This is a genomic window from Pantoea sp. ANP04 (assembly GCF_041982285.1).
Classification (GTDB): Bacteria; Pseudomonadota; Gammaproteobacteria; order Enterobacterales; family Enterobacteriaceae; genus Pantoea; species Pantoea eucalypti.
Genome location: NZ_JAUTYS010000003.1, coordinates 181,615 through 198,093 on the forward strand (window position 1 = coordinate 181,615; position 16,479 = coordinate 198,093).

Here is a 16,479-nt window from a genome sequence, read left to right on the forward strand (position 1 = left end):
GCCGCTTGTTAATCGCTTTGTTGAAAAAGCCGGCTTACGCCGGTTTTTTTTCGTCTGTACTCTGGCGGGGAAAGAGTCCGCTGAAGTCTGCGTGACAGAGACGCTGCACCGCCGGATGCTGAATCATCCGTTCGGCAAAGATGATATGGTACTCCTCTGACACGGTATCAAGCCGACCAACCTCTGTAACCGCATCACGCTGCCCGCTATCCTGCTCATCCAGCACTGGCGCGACAAATATGGCATTCTTACGCGCACCAAACGCCTTCATCAGTGCCGCATCATCAAACTCCCCCAGAATCTCCACCTGCAGCCCCTGAGTCGTAATCCAGTTGAGGATTTTCCGGCCGAGCATTGAGCGGCGTCCTGGAATCAGCAGCGGACGCGCTTCCAGGCAGGCAGGAAAAGTGAGACCGGTGAGCGGCTGAGCAGACCAGAAACTGACCGGGCACTCCCCCAGCTTCACCGAAAACAGCCCTTCCTGTTGAGTGGGGTCGATGGAGCAGTCAGAGATAATCATATCCAGCTTATGCTGACTGAGCTGCTCCAGCAGCATTTCGTGGGTCGACTCAAAACAGCGCAGATGCGTCTTCTCCTCTGCAACCACCGCCGTTTCCAGCACCTTACTGACCAGCTGCTTAGAGAGCGCATCGGCGACTCCGACATCCAGCAACAGGTGGGACTCCTTGCGGTAGTTCACGATATCCAGCATCTCCTGACCCAGCATAAACATGCGGTCAGCATAGCGGAACACGAGTTGCCCCAGTTCAGTCGGCACCAGTCCCCGGCCCTGACGACGGAACAGCTTGCCCTGCAGGCGCTCCTCAAGCGTCTTAATCTGCCCGGTAATGGTCTGGGGAGTCAGAGAGAGTACCTCTGCTGCCGCTGTCACAGAGCCGCTTTTGCAGATCTGCCAGAAGTAATAGAGATGGTTAAAATTGAGCTGATTCATCGAAAAAAAGGAGGCTTTCGCCTCCTCTCCATTAACGCAGTTTAATCCGCAGCAGGGTATAACCAATAACCGCTGACAGCACAGAACCCGTCAGGATCCCCAGTTTAGAGAAGGTCACAAGCTGCTCATGTGCCGAATCGAAGGCCAGCGAACTGATGAAAATAGACATCGTAAAACCGATGCCGCACAGCACGCCAATCGCCATGATATCGCGGATGGTGGTGCCGTGAGGTAATACCGCCAGCCGCAGTTTGACAGCCAGCCAGCAGAACAGGGTAATGCCCAAAGGTTTACCGATTAACAGGCCGAGGATGATGCCAGACGGCTCCGGTGAAAAGACATCACTCAGCGTAATACCGCTCAGTGAAATACCGGCGTTCGCGAAGGCAAACAGCGGCAGAATAAGCCAGTTCACCCACGGCATCAGACCGTGCGCCAGATGTTCTGCGGGCGAATGCCCTTCTCTCTTTTCCAGCGGTATGAAGAAGCCCACAATGACGCCCGCCAGCGTGGCATGGACGCCAGACTTAAGCACGGCGGTCCAGAGCACGATCCCAACCAGCATATAGACCGAGATTTTACGGACATTAAAGTAATTGAGCAGTGCCAGCACAACAATCGCCCCTGCCGCAACGCCCAGGGAGAGCATTGAGAGGCCACTGGTGTAGAACAGGGCGATAATAACGATAGCCCCGAGATCATCGATAATCGCCAGCGCCATCAGGAAAACTTTCAGTGCAGCAGGAACACGGCTGCCAAGCAGGGCGAGGACACCCAGAGCAAACGCGATATCGGTCGCCGTAGGGATAGCCCAGCCGTTGCGTGCTATCTCATCACCATGGTTGAAGCCGAGGAAAACAAGCGCGGGCAGTGCCATACCGCCTAATGCCGCAATGACGGGAAAGATCGCCTTGTCACGGCTTGCGAGTTCGCCGACTATCAGCTCACGCTTCACTTCCAGACCAATCAGCAGGAAAAACAGCGCCATCAGCGCATCATTGATCCATAACAGCAGATTTTTACTGATATCCAGTGCACCGAAGCGGATTTGAACGGGTTCATTGAGAAACGCCTGATAGCCGTGAGCGGTTTCGGCAGAGTTGGCGAGAATCATGGCCGCCACAGCTGCCATGATTAACACCATGCCATTACTGGCGTCACTTTCAATGAAGCTTTTAAGCAGGTTTTTGAGACTACGAGGCTTATTCAACGTTTATCTTCCTGATCAGCGATAGAAAGATAAAGAGTGTAACGGCTCATATAGTTCGTTAAAAGCAGCTTATGCCTCGCCTTTCCTTCGGTTTAACCGAATTAAGGGCGAAACGCCGGTTGATGCCAGTAACAGATGGCGTATAGCATCCAGCAAAAAAAACGGAGCCCGCGGCTCCGTTTTTTAGTCTGATATGGTTTAGCGTGTCAGATCGTCAAAGAATTTCTTCACACCGTCAAAGAAGCTCTTTGAGCGTGGGCTGTTATGCTCGCCGCTTGGGCCGCCAAAACTCTCTTCCAGTTCACGCAACAGCGTTTTCTGTTTTTCGTTCAGGCTGACCGGTGTCTCCACCACAACACGGCACAGCAGATCGCCGACCGCGCCGCCACGGACAGATTTGACGCCACGTCCGCGCATACGGAACAGCTTGCCGGTCTGGGTTTCTGACGGCACTTTCAGCTTCACGCGACCATCCAGTGTCGGTACTTCAATCTCACCGCCCAGCGCCGCCATTGCAAAGTTGATCGGCACTTCACAGTAAAGGTTGTTCTCTTCACGTTCGAAGATCGGGTGCTTCTTCACCGAGACCTGAACGTAGAGATCGCCCGCTGGTGCGCCCTGCTCGCCCGCTTCACCTTCGCCACTCAGACGGATGCGATCGCCGGTGTCGACCCCTGCCGGGATTTTCACTGACAGCGTTTTCGACTTCTCAACGCGGCCGTGGCCATGACAGGCGTTGCACGGATCTTTAATCACCGAGCCACGACCATGACAGGTCGGACAGGCCTGCTGAACAGTGAAGAAGCCCTGGCGCATCTGCACCTGGCCTGCACCGTGACAGGTTGAACAGGTTTGTGGCTGGGTGCCCGCTTTCGCGCCGCTGCCGTGGCAGACATCACACTCTTCCAGCGTTGGAATGCGGATCTCTTTGGTCACGCCGCGTACCGCTTCTTCCAGCGACAGCTCCATGTTGTAGCGTAAATCGGCGCCACGGGATGCGCGCTGACGGCGTCCACCACCAAAGATGTCACCGAACACGTCGCCAAAGATATCGCTGAAGTCTGCACCGCCACCACCAAAGCCGCCGCCGCCGAATCCACCGCCACCCATGCCGCCCTGTTCAAAGGCTGCATGACCATACTGATCGTAAGCCGCACGCTTCTGCGCATCGGTCAGGATTTCGTACGCTTCCTTGACCTCTTTGAATTTAGCTTCGGCTTCTTTATCACCTGGATTGCGGTCCGGGTGAAATTTCATTGCCAGGCGTTTGTAAGCCTTTTTGATTTCACGCTCGTCCGCGGATTTGGCGACGCCTAAAATCTCGTAGTAATCACTCTTCGCCATGTTTATTTAGCCCTTAACATGATCGCACGGGCGTGGAGAGATCTCCTACGCCCGTGCTGGTTTCAACGGCTGTCAGGCCAACCGTCGCGCCCGGTCAGGGGCAATTATTTCTTGTTGTCTTTCACTTCTTCGAATTCAGCATCGACAACGTCGTCATCTTTCTTCGCTGACGCGTCACCGGCATCTGCTGCACCCGCCTGAGACTGCTGTGCTGCTTCCATCAGTTTGCCAGACACTTCCATCAGCGCCTGCATTTTGGCGTCGATTTCCGCTTTGTCTTCGCCTTTCAGCGCAGTTTCCAGCGCGGCCAGTGCGGCTTCGATTGGCGCTTTGTCATCAGCTGACAGTTTGTCGCCTGCTTCTTCCAGCTGCTTACGCGTGCTGTGGGCAATCTGGTCACCCTGGTTACGCGTCTGAACCAGCTCTTCGAACTTACGGTCAGATTCAGCATTCGCTTCCGCATCACGCACCATTTTCTGGATCTCATCATCGCTCAGACCTGAAGAGGCTTTGATGGTGATTTTCTGCTCTTTACCGCTGTTCTTGTCTTTCGCTGATACGTGCAGGATACCGTCGGCATCGATGTCGAAAGTCACTTCGATCTGCGGCATACCGCGTGGCGCATTCTGGATACCGTCGAGGTTGAACTGGCCCAGTGACTTGTTGTCATTGGCACGCTTACGCTCACCCTGCAGCACGTGAATGGTCACGGCTGACTGGTTATCTTCAGCCGTCGAGAAGACCTGGCTGTGCTTGGTTGGGATGGTGGTGTTCTTGCTGATCAGCGAGGTCATCACGCCACCCATCGTTTCGATACCCAGTGACAGCGGGGTAACGTCCAGCAGCAGCACGTCTTTCACGTCGCCACCCAGTACACCACCCTGAACCGCAGCACCCACAGCAACCGCTTCGTCCGGGTTCACGTCTTTACGTGGCTCTTTACCGAAGAACTCAGTCACTTTGGCCTGAACCAGTGGCATACGTGTCTGACCACCGACCAGGATAACGTCGTTGATGTCTGAAACAGACAGGCCGGCATCCTGCAGCGCAACTTTCAGAGGCGCGATTGAGCGTGCAACCAGATCTTCAACCAGTGATTCCAGTTTAGAACGGGTCACTTTGATGTTCAGGTGCTTAGGACCGGTCGCATCTGCCGTGATGTATGGCAGGTTAACGTCGGTCTGCTGTGCAGAAGAAAGCTCGATTTTTGCTTTCTCTGCGGCTTCTTTCAGACGCTGCATCGCCAGTGGATCGTTGTGCAGATCGATACCCTGGTCTTTTTTGAATTCAGCAACCAGATAGTTAATCAGGCGGCTATCGAAGTCTTCACCACCCAGGTGGGTATCACCGTTGGTCGCCAGAACTTCAAAGGTTTTTTCGCCGTCAACTTCGTCGATCTCGATGATTGAGATATCGAAGGTACCGCCACCCAGGTCATAAACCGCGATGGTGCGGTTGCCCTGGCCTTTATCCAGACCGTATGCCAGTGCTGCTGCAGTCGGTTCGTTAATGATACGTTTGACTTCCAGACCTGCGATACGGCCGGCATCTTTGGTCGCCTGACGCTGCGCATCGTTGAAGTAGGCCGGTACGGTAATAACCGCTTCAGTCACTGGCTCACCGAGGTAATCTTCGGCGGTCTTTTTCATTTTCTTCAGCACTTCAGCAGAGATCTGCGGAGGTGCCATTCTCTGACCTTTTACTTCCAGCCATGCGTCGCCGTTGTCAGCGCCGGTGATTTTGTACGGCATGATTTTAATGTCACGCTGTACTTCTTCGTCCTGGAAGCGACGACCGATCAGACGCTTAATTGCGAACAGGGTATTCTGCGGGTTGGTCACTGCCTGACGTTTAGCCGGTTGACCGACCAGAATTTCGCCATCCTGTGTATACGCAATAATTGAAGGCGTGGTGCGATCGCCCTCGGCATTTTCCAGCACGCGTGCTTTGGTGCCATCCATGATCGCAACACAAGAGTTGGTTGTACCCAGGTCAATACCAATAATCTTACCCATCTAAACATCTCCCACTTAAATTCGTTGCCAATTTGGGTTGTGAACCTTTTATGTGGGCGAGTTGTTTGCATTCAACCTGCCAGCACATGCTTTTTTTCCAACGTTCACAACGCTCGATGACAAGTAAATGGGGCCGCTTCGATGCGCATCAAGGGTTAAACCAAAAAAAATTTTTTATCGCTGGCCCTGCCGGGATCAAAGAACGCTGACACAACGCTGAATATGATGCGTCCCCTTGCTCCTCCCGGGGAGCAGGATGGAATCCGTTTATGTAATCAACACTCTTTCACTGCCGAGGAATTATGGCGAATTCAACGCTGGCTAACCCTGCCCCGCTGGGATTGATGGGTTTTGGCATGACAACCATTTTGCTGAACCTGCACAACACGGGCCTGTTTGCCCTGGATGTCGCAATTTTAGCGATGGGGATTTTTTATGGCGGGATCGCGCAGGTGCTGGCCGGTCTGCTGGAGTTTAAGAAGAACAATACCTTTGGGCTGACGGCTTTTACCTCATACGGCATGTTCTGGTTAAGCTTCGTGGCGATCCTGCTGTTACCGCAAATGGGTCTGGCAAACGCGCCTGATGAACGCTTCCTGGGTGTCTGGCTGGCACTGTGGGGCATCTTCACGCTGTTCATGTTTATCGGCACACTAAAAGGTACGCGGATGCTGCAGTTTGTTTTCGGCTCGCTTACGCTGCTGTTTCTGCTGCTGGCCGTGGCTCATCTCATGCACCTGCCTGCGCTGGTGGTCTCTGCGGGCTGGGTCGGGATCATCTGTGGTGCCAGCGCCTGCTATCTGGCGATGGGCGAGGTGCTGAATGAAACCTTTGGCCGCACCCTTTTGCCGATTGGCGCAAAAATACGTTAAGCATATTTTCAGCCATAAAAAAACGCGGAGCCTGGCTCCGCGTTCTTACTTTACAACGACTTAATCCCCTGATTCAGTCCCGGCTCATGGCTGACATCACGCCGCAGCCAGATCCCTGTCAGCAATCCCACCAGCGCCAGCGCCATCACATACCAGCACGGTGCCATCACGGAGACATTCATCAGCAGCGACACCAGGATCGGTGTCAGGCCGCCAAAGATCGCGTAGGAAAGATTGTAGGAGAATGAGAGTCCGGTAAAACGCACCTCTGCCGGAAAGGCGCGCACCATCACAAACGGCACCACGCCGACGATACCGACGCTGAGCCCCGCCACGCCATAGAGCAGGAAGAGCTGCTGCGGATAGAGGGCGCTCAGGTGATAAAACTGCCAGCTACAGATCGCCAGCAGCAGGCTGCCGACACACAGGGTACGACTGGCACCAAAGCGATCCGCAGCGAGTCCGGCAATAATGCAGCCAATGCAGAGCATTACGGTGGCAATGCTGTTGGCCTGCAGAGTCAGTGCGGGCGCGATGCCCTGCTGCTTCTGCAGCCAGACCGGCGACATCAGGATCACCACGACGATGCAGGCGGAGAGCAGCCAGGTCAGCAGCATGGAGATCACAATCGACTTTTTATGCTCCGCCAGCACGGTTTTCAGCGGCAGGGTTTCAGCCAGCGCTTTGCGCTGCTGCATCTCAATGAAGACCGGTGTTTCATGCAGCCAGCGGCGCAGGAACATCGCGAGCAACCCAAACACGCCGCCCAGGAAGAACGGAATACGCCAGCCGCCGTCATGAATCGCCTGCTGCGACATCGAGGTATTGATCAGTGTCGCCACCAGCGACCCCAGTAAAATGCCGATGGTCAGCCCGGCCGTCAGTGTGCCACAGGCGATGCCGATACGTTTATAAGGCACGTGTTCAGCGACAAACACCCACGCGCCGGGCACCTCTCCGCCAATCGCCGCGCCCTGTAACATTCGCATCAGCAACATCAGCAGTGGCGCTGCAATCCCAATCGTCTGCCAGGTGGGTAAAGCGCCCATCATTAAGGTTGGCAGCGCCATCAGCAGAATACTCAGGCTGAACATCTTCTTGCGCCCGAGTTTATCGCCAAAATGCGCCATCACAATGCCGCCCAGCGGACGTGCCAGATAGCCTGCGGCAAAAATGGCAAACGTCTGCAGCTGTCGCAGCCACTCCGGAATATCTGCGGGGAAGAAGAGTTCGCCAATCACCGTGGCGAAGAAGACAAAAATGATGAAGTCGTAGAATTCCAGCGCGCCGCCCAGCGCGGCCAGCGCCAGGGTTTTATAATCCTTACCGGTCAGACGCTGTGTGTGAGTCGGATTCATAATATTCCAGAGGCAAAGAGAGAACGTTGTAAAGATAGCCTTACTATACCGTCAATCTTTTGCCACACCAGCCAGGCTATAGCTTATGCCTGAAATGGGGAATATTTAGTTATTTATCTCACGTATCGCGCTTTTAGGCCGAAAAGATGCTACGACCTCGCGATGTGTTTCGACATAAGGCCCGTCCAGCAGCTGTAAACAATAGGGTACGGAAGCAAAAATGCCGTGCACTTTTACGTTGCCCTGCTCATCCTTCAGCCCTTCCAGCGTCTCTTTGATCGCCTTCGGCTGACCCGGAAGGTTGAGTATCAGCGACTGTTTGCGGATTACCCCAACCTGACGCGACAGAATCGCGGTCGGCACAAACTGCAGGCTGATCTGGCGCATCTGCTCACCAAAACCCGGCATTTCCCGATCGGCAACGGCTAAGGTGGCATCCGGCGTCACATCGCGCCGGGCCGGACCGGTGCCGCCAGTGGTTAATACCAGGTGGCAAAAGCGCTCATCGACCAGCTCGCAGATCGCGTGCTCAATCATCGGCTGCTCGTCAGGCACCAGGCGGGACTCAATCTCAAACGGGCTGCTGAGTGCGCGACTCAGCCAGCTCTCCAGCGCGGGAATCCCCTCATCCTGATAGATGCCGTTCGCGGCGCGATCGGAGACCGAGATCAGGCCAATGCGTAATGTATTCATGATTAGCTTCGCTGTGATTTACCGCGGTGCGGTGGAGTAAAAGGGGAATAGCAGAGAGGATAATATAAAGTGAAAGGGTCGGAAAAGGGAAAACCGTGGCAGCCTGCGCCGCCACGGTCAGCCGGTTACAGCAGTTCTGCCAGCATCTTCTCAAGTTTGCCCTGATCAACGGCAAAGTTGCGGATACCTTCTGCCAGCTTCGCAACGGCCATAGGATCCTGGTTGTGCTGCCACAGGAACTCAGACTCGGTCATGCGGGCCGGACGCGCTTTCACTTCGCCGCTGTAGCTCAGTTTACGCTCCAGGGTGCCTTCGCTCTCTGCCAGCTCTTTCAGCAGCGCAGGAGAAATGGTCAGACGGTCACAGCCAGCCAGCTCGATGATTTCGCCGACGTTACGGAAGCTCGCGCCCATCACGACGGTTTCATAGCCGTGCTGCTTGTAGTAGTTGTAGATTTCAGAAACTGAAACCACGCCTGGATCTTCGTGCGCGGCATACTCTTTCTTATCGGTGTTCGCTTTATACCAGTCGAGGATACGGCCAACAAACGGAGAGATCAGGAACACGCCCGCTTCGGCACAGGCACGCGCCTGAGCAAAGGAGAACAGCAGAGTCAGGTTACAGTTGATACCTTCTTTTTCCAGCTGCTCTGCAGCACGGATGCCCTGCCAGGTAGACGCCAGTTTGATCAGGATGCGGTCATTGCTGATACCGGCATCATTGTAGAGTTTGATCAGGCTGCGGGCTTTCGCGATGCTGCCTTCTGTGTCGTAAGAGAGACGCGCATCGACTTCAGTCGAGATGCGGCCTGGGATCAGTTTCAGAATTTCCAGACCAATGTTAACGGCCAGCTTGTCAGAAACCAGCTGCAGCTGCTCTTCTTTGTTGCTGCTCTGCTCACGCGCCCAGCTAATCGCTTCATCGATCAGTTTACGGTATTCAGGGATTTGTGCGGCGTTGAGAATCAGAGAAGGGTTGGTGGTGGCGTCTTGTGGCTGATACAGCTTCATGGCTGCAATGTCACCGGTGTCGGCGACTACGGTAGTAAGCTGACGCAGGGAGGTAAGTTTGTCCGTCATGTTCTTTTCTCTTAGTTAACTGTCAGTGTGAAAAAAGCTGTTGCGATAATATCACGCGTCAACGGTGGCGCAAGGTCAGGGAATGCCGTTTACGATAGCGCGAACAAATAGGAGTGATTCGTCATTCTTTGCGGCTTTTTTGGTACACTGCGAAGCCTGATAAGCCGCCAATGCCCTGTTAAACCAGGCATTAACCGAGGAAGCAACTATGTTGATGGTGATCTCTCCTGCCAAGACGCTGGATTATGAAAGCCCGCTGGCGACAACGCGTTTCACCCAGCCTGCGCTGTTAGAAAAGTCACAACAGCTGATTGAGATTGCGCGCGATCTGTCACCCGCCAGCATCGCCTCGTTAATGGGCATCAGTGACAAACTGGCGCACCTCAATGCCGATCGCTTTAACAGCTGGCACCCCGACTTCTCACCTCAGAATGCCCGTCAGGCTATCCTGGCGTTTAAAGGTGATGTCTATACCGGTTTGCAGGCCGACACCTTCAGCGAACAGGATTTCGATTTTGCTCAGCAGCATCTGCGCATGTTGTCGGGCCTGTATGGCGTGCTGCGTCCGCTCGATCTCATGCAGCCTTACCGGCTGGAGATGGGCATTCGTCTGGCGAATCCGGCGGGTAAAGATCTCTACACCTTCTGGGGCGATCTCATCACTGAAACATTGAATGCCGCACTGGCAAAACAGGGTGATGAGGTGCTGATCAACCTCGCGTCAGACGAATATTTCAGGGCGGTTAAGCCGAAGAAACTGCAGGCACAGCTGATTAAGCCGGTGTTCCTTGATGAGAAGAACGGCAGCTATAAAGTCATTAGCTTCTATGCCAAAAAGGCGCGTGGATTGATGAGTCGCTATGTGATTCAGCAGCGTCTGACAACGCCGGAACAGCTTAAGGCGTTTGATGTGGATGGCTATCGTTTTGATGCGATCAGCAGCAGCGAGAGCGAGCTGGTCTTTAAGCGCGCGGAGCAGTAACAAGCGCGCGGAGCAGTAACGCCCACGCACTCTACCTGCCATAAACAGGCTTCCCGTAATCCGGGAAGCCTTTCACCGCATTACTTCAGCAGGAACGCCCGCAGCGAGGCGAAGTCACCCTTCATCTGATGCGACAGCAGCGGCAGATCGGCGCGCTCCGCTAACTCCAGCGGCAGCGTCAGGGTCTGCTCAAGAATCGCTTCCACGCTTTCGCGGAATTTCGCCGGATGCGCAGTGCCGAGGAACAGACCGTATTCGCCTTCCTGCAGCTGATCGCGCAGCAGACGCCAGGCGATGGCAGCATGTGGCTCGGAAACGTAGCCAATTTCCGCCAGTTCACGCATGGCAGCGCGCGTGGTCTCATCAGAAACCGCACCACAGGCGAGATCGGTTAAGCGCCAGGTTTTACGGCGGAACAGCTCTTCCACACGCGGCCAGTTGTTAGGCTGGCTGACATCCATGGCGTTCGACAGCGTAGAGACCGTCTGGTTAGGCTGCCACTCGCCGTTGCCGAGGAAGCGCGGCACCGTATCGTTAGCATTCGTGGCAGCGATAAAGCGTTTGATGGGCAGGCCCAGTGATTTCGCCAGCAGACCGGCCGTCAAATCACCAAAGTTGCCGCTCGGTACAGAGACCACCAGCTGATTGCGTTTTTCCTGTGGCAGCTGTGCGACCGCCTCAAAGTAGTAGCAAATCTGCGCCAGCAGGCGGCTGATGTTGATGGAGTTAGCCGAGTTCAGGCCAATCGTCCGCTTCAGCACTTCATCATCGAACGCCTGTTTGACCAGCGACTGGCAGGCATCAAAGTCGCCGTCGATAGCGATGGTTTCAATGTTGCCGCCCAGCGTACAGAAGAGTTTCTCCTGCAGCGGACTGATTTTGCCCTGCGGATAGAGGATCACCACACGCACGTTCTTCATGCCGTAGAACGCGTGCGCCACAGCCGCACCGGTATCACCAGAGGTGGCGGTCAGAATCGTGATCTGCTCATCAGAGCCTGAAACATACGACAGCATCTGCGCCATAAAACGGCCGCCGAAATCTTTAAATGCCAGCGTCGGGCCGTGGAACAGCTCCAGACAGGCGATATCTTCGCTGACAGCTTTTACCGGGGCCGGGAAGGCAAAAGCGGCTTTAACACGCTCCTGCAGCTGCTGGGCCGGAATCTCGTCACCAATGAAAGCCGAGAGAATTTTGCTGCTGCGGCTGACAAAATCCATCTCCAGCATCGCGTCGATGTCGGTCAGTTCAAACTCTGGCAGTTCCAGCGGAAAGAACAGACCCTGCTGCGAACCCAGACCCTGTTTCACCGCCTGGGCGAAGCTGACCTGCTCGTTGTGATCCTTAAGATTGTAGAGTTTCATGCGTTATCCCAATTGTCGTGCGCCAGCCGTGTCGAGACGGCAGATATGGACGAAGCCTTCATCATTCTGCAGATAGTGCTGGCTCAGCCAGTCAGCCATCCGCTGTGCCGTTTCCATCTGATTGCAAACGGCGAAAAGTGTCGGACCAGAGCCTGAGATACCGCACGCCAGTGCGCCAATATCTTTCGCGGCCTGCCGCGCCTCGGCGAAGCCAGGCAGCAGTCGGGTCCGGTAGGGTTCTGCAATCACATCCTGCATCAGTTTAGCGGCCAGCTGCGGCTGACGCGTATGACAGGCGTGAATGAAGCCGGCCAGCAAACGGCCATGTTTGATACAGTCCTCTTTGCGGTACTGCGCCGGTAAAATAGCGCGCGCTTCTGCGGTTGAAACTTTGATGCCCGGATAGGCCATCACCCACAGCCAGTCGTCAAAGCCCGGCACCGCCTGGCTGATGATCTCATTTTCCTGCAGCATCAGCTGAATGCCACCGAGGAAGCAGGGAGCGACATTATCATAATGCACGCTGCCGGAGATCCGCCCTTCCAGCTCGCCCATCAGCGTCAGCAATGTGCTGTCGCTGAGTGGCTTGCCGCAGAATTCGTTCATCGCCATTAATCCGGCCACCACCGAGCAGGCGCTGGAACCCAGACCGGAGCCGATGGGCATATTCTTCTCCAGAGTCATCGCCACCGGGATCGCTTTGCCCACCGTCTCGCAGAAAAGCTGCCAGCACTGATAGACAATATTCTCTTTCGGATCGGCGGGCAGCTTGCTGACAAAACGTCCGGCGTTGGTCAGAGAAAACTGCTCAGCTGCTTCCACAGAGACACAGTCACCCAGCAGGGAGCCATCGACCGGCGACACCGCCGCGCCCAGCACATCGAAGCCGACGCTGACGTTGCCAATCGAGGCCGGTGCGTAAATTTTTACCATGATTAAACTCCCAACTTCCATGACAGCGTACGCAGCAGATCGGCAAAAACACCGGCCGCTGTGACATCATTTCCTGCACCGTATCCACGCAGCACCAGCGGAATCGGTTGATAGTAACGGCTGTAAAACGCCAGGGCATTCTCGCCGTTTTTCACTTTATAGAGCGGATCGTTGCCGTCAACGGCGTCGACCTTCACTTTACAGACGCCACCCTCTTCGATCACGCCCACGTAGCGCAGGACTTTGCCCTCATTCTGCGCTTGTGCAACGCGATCGGCAAAGGCGTTATCCAGCTCGGGCAGACGCTGCATAAACTGCTCAACATCCTGAATTTCGGTCAGACTGGCGGGCAGCAGCGGCTCGATCTCAATATCACTCATCTCAAGCTGATGACCCGCTTCACGCGCCAGGATCAGCAGCTTACGCGCCACATCAGTGCCAGCCAGATCGTCACGCGGATCGGGCTCGGTGAAGCCCATCTCACGCGCCATGTTTGTCGCCTGCGACAGCGAAACGCCTTCATCCAGCTTGCCGAAGATAAACGACAGTGAGCCAGACAGGATGCCGGAGAAACGCAGCAGTTCATCACCCGCGTTCATCAGGTTCTGCAGGTTTTCGATCACCGGCAGTCCGGCACCGACGTTGGTATCGTAAAGGAATTTTCGACGCGATTTGGCGGCGGCGGCACGCATCTGCTGATAGTAATTCCAGGATGACGTGTTGGCCTTTTTGTTCGGCGTCACCACATGGAAGCCTTCGCTGAGGAAGTCAGCATACTGATCGGCAACGGCCTGGCTGGAGGTGCAATCCACAATCACCGGATTGAGCAGATGATACTCTTTTACCAGACGGGTCAGACGGCCCAGGTTAAAGGGCTCTTTGGCTTCGGCTAATGCCGACTGCCAGTTGCTTAAATCAATACCGTGAACGTGGGTTAACAACGCCTGCGAGTTAGCGATACCGCACACACGCAGGTCGATATGCTTTTTCTTCAGCCACGCCTGCTGGCGATGCAACTGATCCAGCAGCGCACCACCGACTCCGCCGACACCCACCACAAACACTTCGATTACCTGATCAGTGGCGAACAGCATCTGATGCACCACGCGCACGCCGGTGATCACTTCGTCATTGTTCACCACGACCGAGATAGAACGCTCAGAGGAGCCCTGCGCAATCGCCACGATATTGATGTTGGCGCGTGCCAGTGCCGAGAAAAATTTTGCTGAGATGCCGCGCAGGGTGCGCATGCCATCACCCACTACCGAGATCACCGCCAGGTTTTCAATAATATCCAGCGGATCGAGCAGGCCATCTTTCAGCTCCAGATAGAACTCCTCTTCCAGCACATGACGCGCCCGCGCCAGCTCGCTCTGCGGCACGCAGAAACTGATGCTGTATTCGGAAGAGGATTGGGTGATCAGCACGACAGAGATGCCGGTACGCGACATGGCCGCAAAGACTCTGGCCGCCATTCCGACCATCCCTTTCATGCCGGGACCGGAGACGTTCACCATCGCCATATTATTCAGGTTAGTGATGCCTTTTACCGGGCTTTCATCCGGCTCGCCTTCAGCACCAATCAGGGTGCCGGGTGCCTGTGGATTGGCGGTATTTTTGATCAGGCAAGGGATCTGGAACTGGGCAATCGGCGCGATGGTGCGGGGATGCAGCACTTTGGCACCGAAGTAGGAGAGCTCCATCGCCTCCTGATAGGACATCGACTTCAGCAGACGCGCATCCGGCACCTGACGTGGATCGCAGGTATAAACGCCATCTACATCGGTCCAGATTTCACAGCAGTCGGCGCGCAGACAGGCGGCCAGCACAGCGGCTGAATAGTCTGAACCGTTGCGGCCCAGCACCACCAGCTCGCCACGCTCATTACCGGCCGTAAAACCCGCCATCAGAATCATGTTCTGCGGTGGAATTTGACTGGCTTCGATGCGGCGGGTCGACTCGGCAATATCAACTGTGGATTCCAGGTAGTGGCCAATTGCCAGCAATTTCTCCACCGGGTCGATCACGCTGACCTCATGGCCGCGTGCCTGCAGCAGCGCTTCCATGATCGCAATCGAGAGTTTTTCTCCGCGACAGATAATCGCTGCGTTCACGCTGTCCGGGCACTGTCCCAGCAGGCTGATACCGTGCAGAACCTGTTTTAACTGCGCAAACTCAAGGTCAACGCGGGTTTTGAGTCGATCAAACTCAAAGCCCGGCTGTGCATCAGCCAGTCCCTGCAGCAGCTCGCTGAAAATGCGTTCGGCGTCGCTGATATTCGGCAGAGCGTCCTGACCACTGATGGTTTTTTCAATCATCGCCACCAGATGGTTAGTGATCTTTGCTGGCGCAGAGAGCACGGTTGCAACCTGTCCTTGTTGCGCATTACTTTCCAGAATGTCAGCGACGCGAAGAAAACGTTCCGCATTCGCTACCGAGGTCCCGCCGAATTTCAGCACTCGCATGATATAAACTCTCCTGAATTTAAGCCGAAAAAAAAGCCCGCACTGGTTAGGTGCGGGCTTTTTTTCTGTTTTTCCTGTATGCGTCAGCCCGCACCGTTACCTGTGGTAATGGTGGTGGTAATAATTGTGGTGTTCAGGCTGATTTTACGCATTTAGATTTATTGTCTGTCTGTTTTTGTCTGTCCGTCTTGCGTCCAGAAGTAAAGCAAAGCGCACGTTAAGTCAACCCGATTTGTCCGGTGGACAGATTTCAACCACTGCGCACAGCCACCGCTGAAATCGTAAAACGCTATGCGATCGTTTGCCATGCAGAAATCCTCTGCGATCTGTTGCTGCAAAATCAGCTTTTTGCCGAGGATTTATCTGTGAGTTTTTTTTCAATATCGTGCAGCAGACGATGCAGCATCGCACTGTCGCGCTGTTCCAGTAGACCCACCCGCTGATCGATCCAGTCTGACAGCTTCTCATCATCACTGACGTCGAGTTGCGCCAGTAACTGATGAAAACGCTGACGCAGCGCCTGCAACTGCTGCCCATCGGCAGCAGACGCAACCGGTGCCTCAACCTGATTCAGCTTAGACAGCTGGTAGCAGTAAACCATCACCGCCTGACCGAGATTCAGAGAGGGATAGTCATTCGCCATCGGGATGCCGGTCAGCAGGTCGACCTGCTCCAGCTCCTCATTTGTCAGCCCGCTATCTTCGCGTCCAAACACCAGCGCCATACTGTTGACCCACTGACGCTTCTCCAGCAGTTGTGTTTCAACCTGCTCCGGTGTGGCGTAGTAGCGAAACTTTGCCCGGCTGCGTGCGGTCGTCGCGACCGAGAAATCGATATCCGCTAACGCGTCAGCCAGGGTAGCAAAGGTCTGAATGTTATCAAGAATGTCGCCAGCACCATGTGCCACACGCCGCGCAGCAGGATCCTGCCAGGCGTCGCTGGCCACGATGCGCAGCTGGCTGAACCCCATGGTTTTCATGGCACGCGCCGCAGCGCCGATGTTTTCTGGCCGCGCAGGCGAGACGAGAATCAGTGGGAAAAGCATATTTAATCCATTGGTCAATTTATCTAACGTCATATTAACATGGCTCTTAAAGATTCAGGTGCCAGAAGGTAATAAGAAAATTGTGGATTAATGATGTTAAAACTGGTTAAAACTGATGGCCTGAACCTTTTTATGGGCAGAAGGCGCTTTATTAAAAAAAAACGTTA

General features: G+C 54.9%; 14 protein-coding genes and 1 other annotated feature. Of the genes, 2 read left to right on the top strand and 12 right to left on the bottom strand.

Annotation, left to right across the window (positions count from 1 at the left end):
• Positions 1–34: 34 nt before the first annotated feature.
• From nhaR to dnaK, 4 genes are all read right to left on the bottom strand, one after another.
• Positions 35–952 carry a transcriptional activator NhaR gene (gene nhaR, locus Q7C21_RS05640; RefSeq protein WP_003854832.1) on the bottom strand — a complete coding sequence of 306 codons (918 nt, stop codon included), beginning with the start codon at positions 950–952 and terminating at the stop codon, positions 35–37.
• A gap of 31 nt (positions 953–983) precedes the next feature.
• The gene (gene nhaA / locus Q7C21_RS05645) at positions 984–2,162 is read right to left on the bottom strand and encodes a Na+/H+ antiporter NhaA (protein WP_154926457.1); all 1,179 of its coding nucleotides are present in this window, start codon (positions 2,160–2,162) and stop codon (positions 984–986) included.
• A 198-nt stretch (positions 2,163–2,360) separates the two neighbouring features.
• A complete protein-coding gene (gene dnaJ / locus Q7C21_RS05650) occupies positions 2,361–3,506 on the bottom strand; it encodes a molecular chaperone DnaJ (protein ID WP_003854835.1) in 1,146 nt (381 codons plus the stop codon).
• A gap of 104 nt (positions 3,507–3,610) precedes the next feature.
• The gene (gene dnaK, locus Q7C21_RS05655) at positions 3,611–5,521 is read right to left on the bottom strand and encodes a molecular chaperone DnaK (protein WP_003854836.1); all 1,911 of its coding nucleotides are present in this window, start codon (positions 5,519–5,521) and stop codon (positions 3,611–3,613) included.
• Between the two features lie 302 nt (positions 5,522–5,823).
• Here dnaK and satP point away from each other — a divergent pair, with 302 nt between their 5' ends.
• A complete protein-coding gene (satP, locus tag Q7C21_RS05660; protein WP_008925552.1) occupies positions 5,824–6,393 on the top strand; it encodes an acetate uptake transporter in 570 nt (189 codons plus the stop codon).
• 50 nt (positions 6,394–6,443) lie between these two features.
• Here satP and Q7C21_RS05665 read toward each other — a convergent pair whose 3' ends face one another.
• From Q7C21_RS05665 to tal, 3 genes are all read right to left on the bottom strand, one after another.
• A complete protein-coding gene (locus tag Q7C21_RS05665) occupies positions 6,444–7,751 on the bottom strand; it encodes an MFS transporter (RefSeq protein WP_039658808.1) in 1,308 nt (435 codons plus the stop codon).
• Between the two features lie 105 nt (positions 7,752–7,856).
• The gene (gene mog, locus Q7C21_RS05670; RefSeq protein ID WP_375150492.1) at positions 7,857–8,444 is read right to left on the bottom strand and encodes a molybdopterin adenylyltransferase; all 588 of its coding nucleotides are present in this window, start codon (positions 8,442–8,444) and stop codon (positions 7,857–7,859) included.
• Positions 8,445–8,569: 125 nt separating this feature from the next.
• Entirely contained in the window at positions 8,570–9,523 is a 954-nt protein-coding gene (gene tal, locus Q7C21_RS05675) for a transaldolase (protein WP_003854842.1), read from the bottom strand.
• Between the two features lie 208 nt (positions 9,524–9,731).
• Between tal and yaaA the strand changes: the two genes are divergently transcribed.
• Positions 9,732–10,505, top strand: coding sequence for a peroxide stress protein YaaA (gene yaaA, locus Q7C21_RS05680; protein ID WP_003854844.1), 774 nt, complete (start codon positions 9,732–9,734; stop codon positions 10,503–10,505).
• A gap of 80 nt (positions 10,506–10,585) precedes the next feature.
• Here the strand turns inward: yaaA and thrC are convergent, their stop codons facing one another.
• The 5 genes from thrC to Q7C21_RS05705 all read right to left on the bottom strand — a co-directional run bounded on the left by thrC (position 10,586) and on the right by Q7C21_RS05705 (position 16,312).
• Complete coding sequence (gene thrC, locus Q7C21_RS05685) at positions 10,586–11,869, bottom strand: threonine synthase (RefSeq protein ID WP_008925549.1); 1,284 nt, start codon at positions 11,867–11,869, stop codon at positions 10,586–10,588.
• A 3-nt stretch (positions 11,870–11,872) separates the two neighbouring features.
• The gene (gene thrB, locus Q7C21_RS05690; protein WP_003854848.1) at positions 11,873–12,802 is read right to left on the bottom strand and encodes a homoserine kinase; all 930 of its coding nucleotides are present in this window, start codon (positions 12,800–12,802) and stop codon (positions 11,873–11,875) included.
• Positions 12,803–12,804: 2 nt separating this feature from the next.
• Positions 12,805–15,267: a bifunctional aspartate kinase/homoserine dehydrogenase I gene (gene thrA / locus Q7C21_RS05695; protein WP_008925548.1), complete on the bottom strand. Its 2,463-nt coding sequence runs from the start codon at positions 15,265–15,267 to the stop codon at positions 12,805–12,807.
• 26 nt (positions 15,268–15,293) lie between these two features.
• Positions 15,294–15,412: a sequence feature (Thr leader region), on the bottom strand.
• Positions 15,351–15,419: a thr operon leader peptide gene (gene thrL, locus Q7C21_RS05700; protein ID WP_071591720.1), complete on the bottom strand. Its 69-nt coding sequence runs from the start codon at positions 15,417–15,419 to the stop codon at positions 15,351–15,353. Its footprint overlaps the feature before it by 62 nt.
• Positions 15,420–15,607: 188 nt before the next feature.
• The gene (locus Q7C21_RS05705; RefSeq protein ID WP_337028465.1) at positions 15,608–16,312 is read right to left on the bottom strand and encodes a tRNA/rRNA methyltransferase; all 705 of its coding nucleotides are present in this window, start codon (positions 16,310–16,312) and stop codon (positions 15,608–15,610) included.
• Positions 16,313–16,479 lie beyond the last annotated feature (167 nt).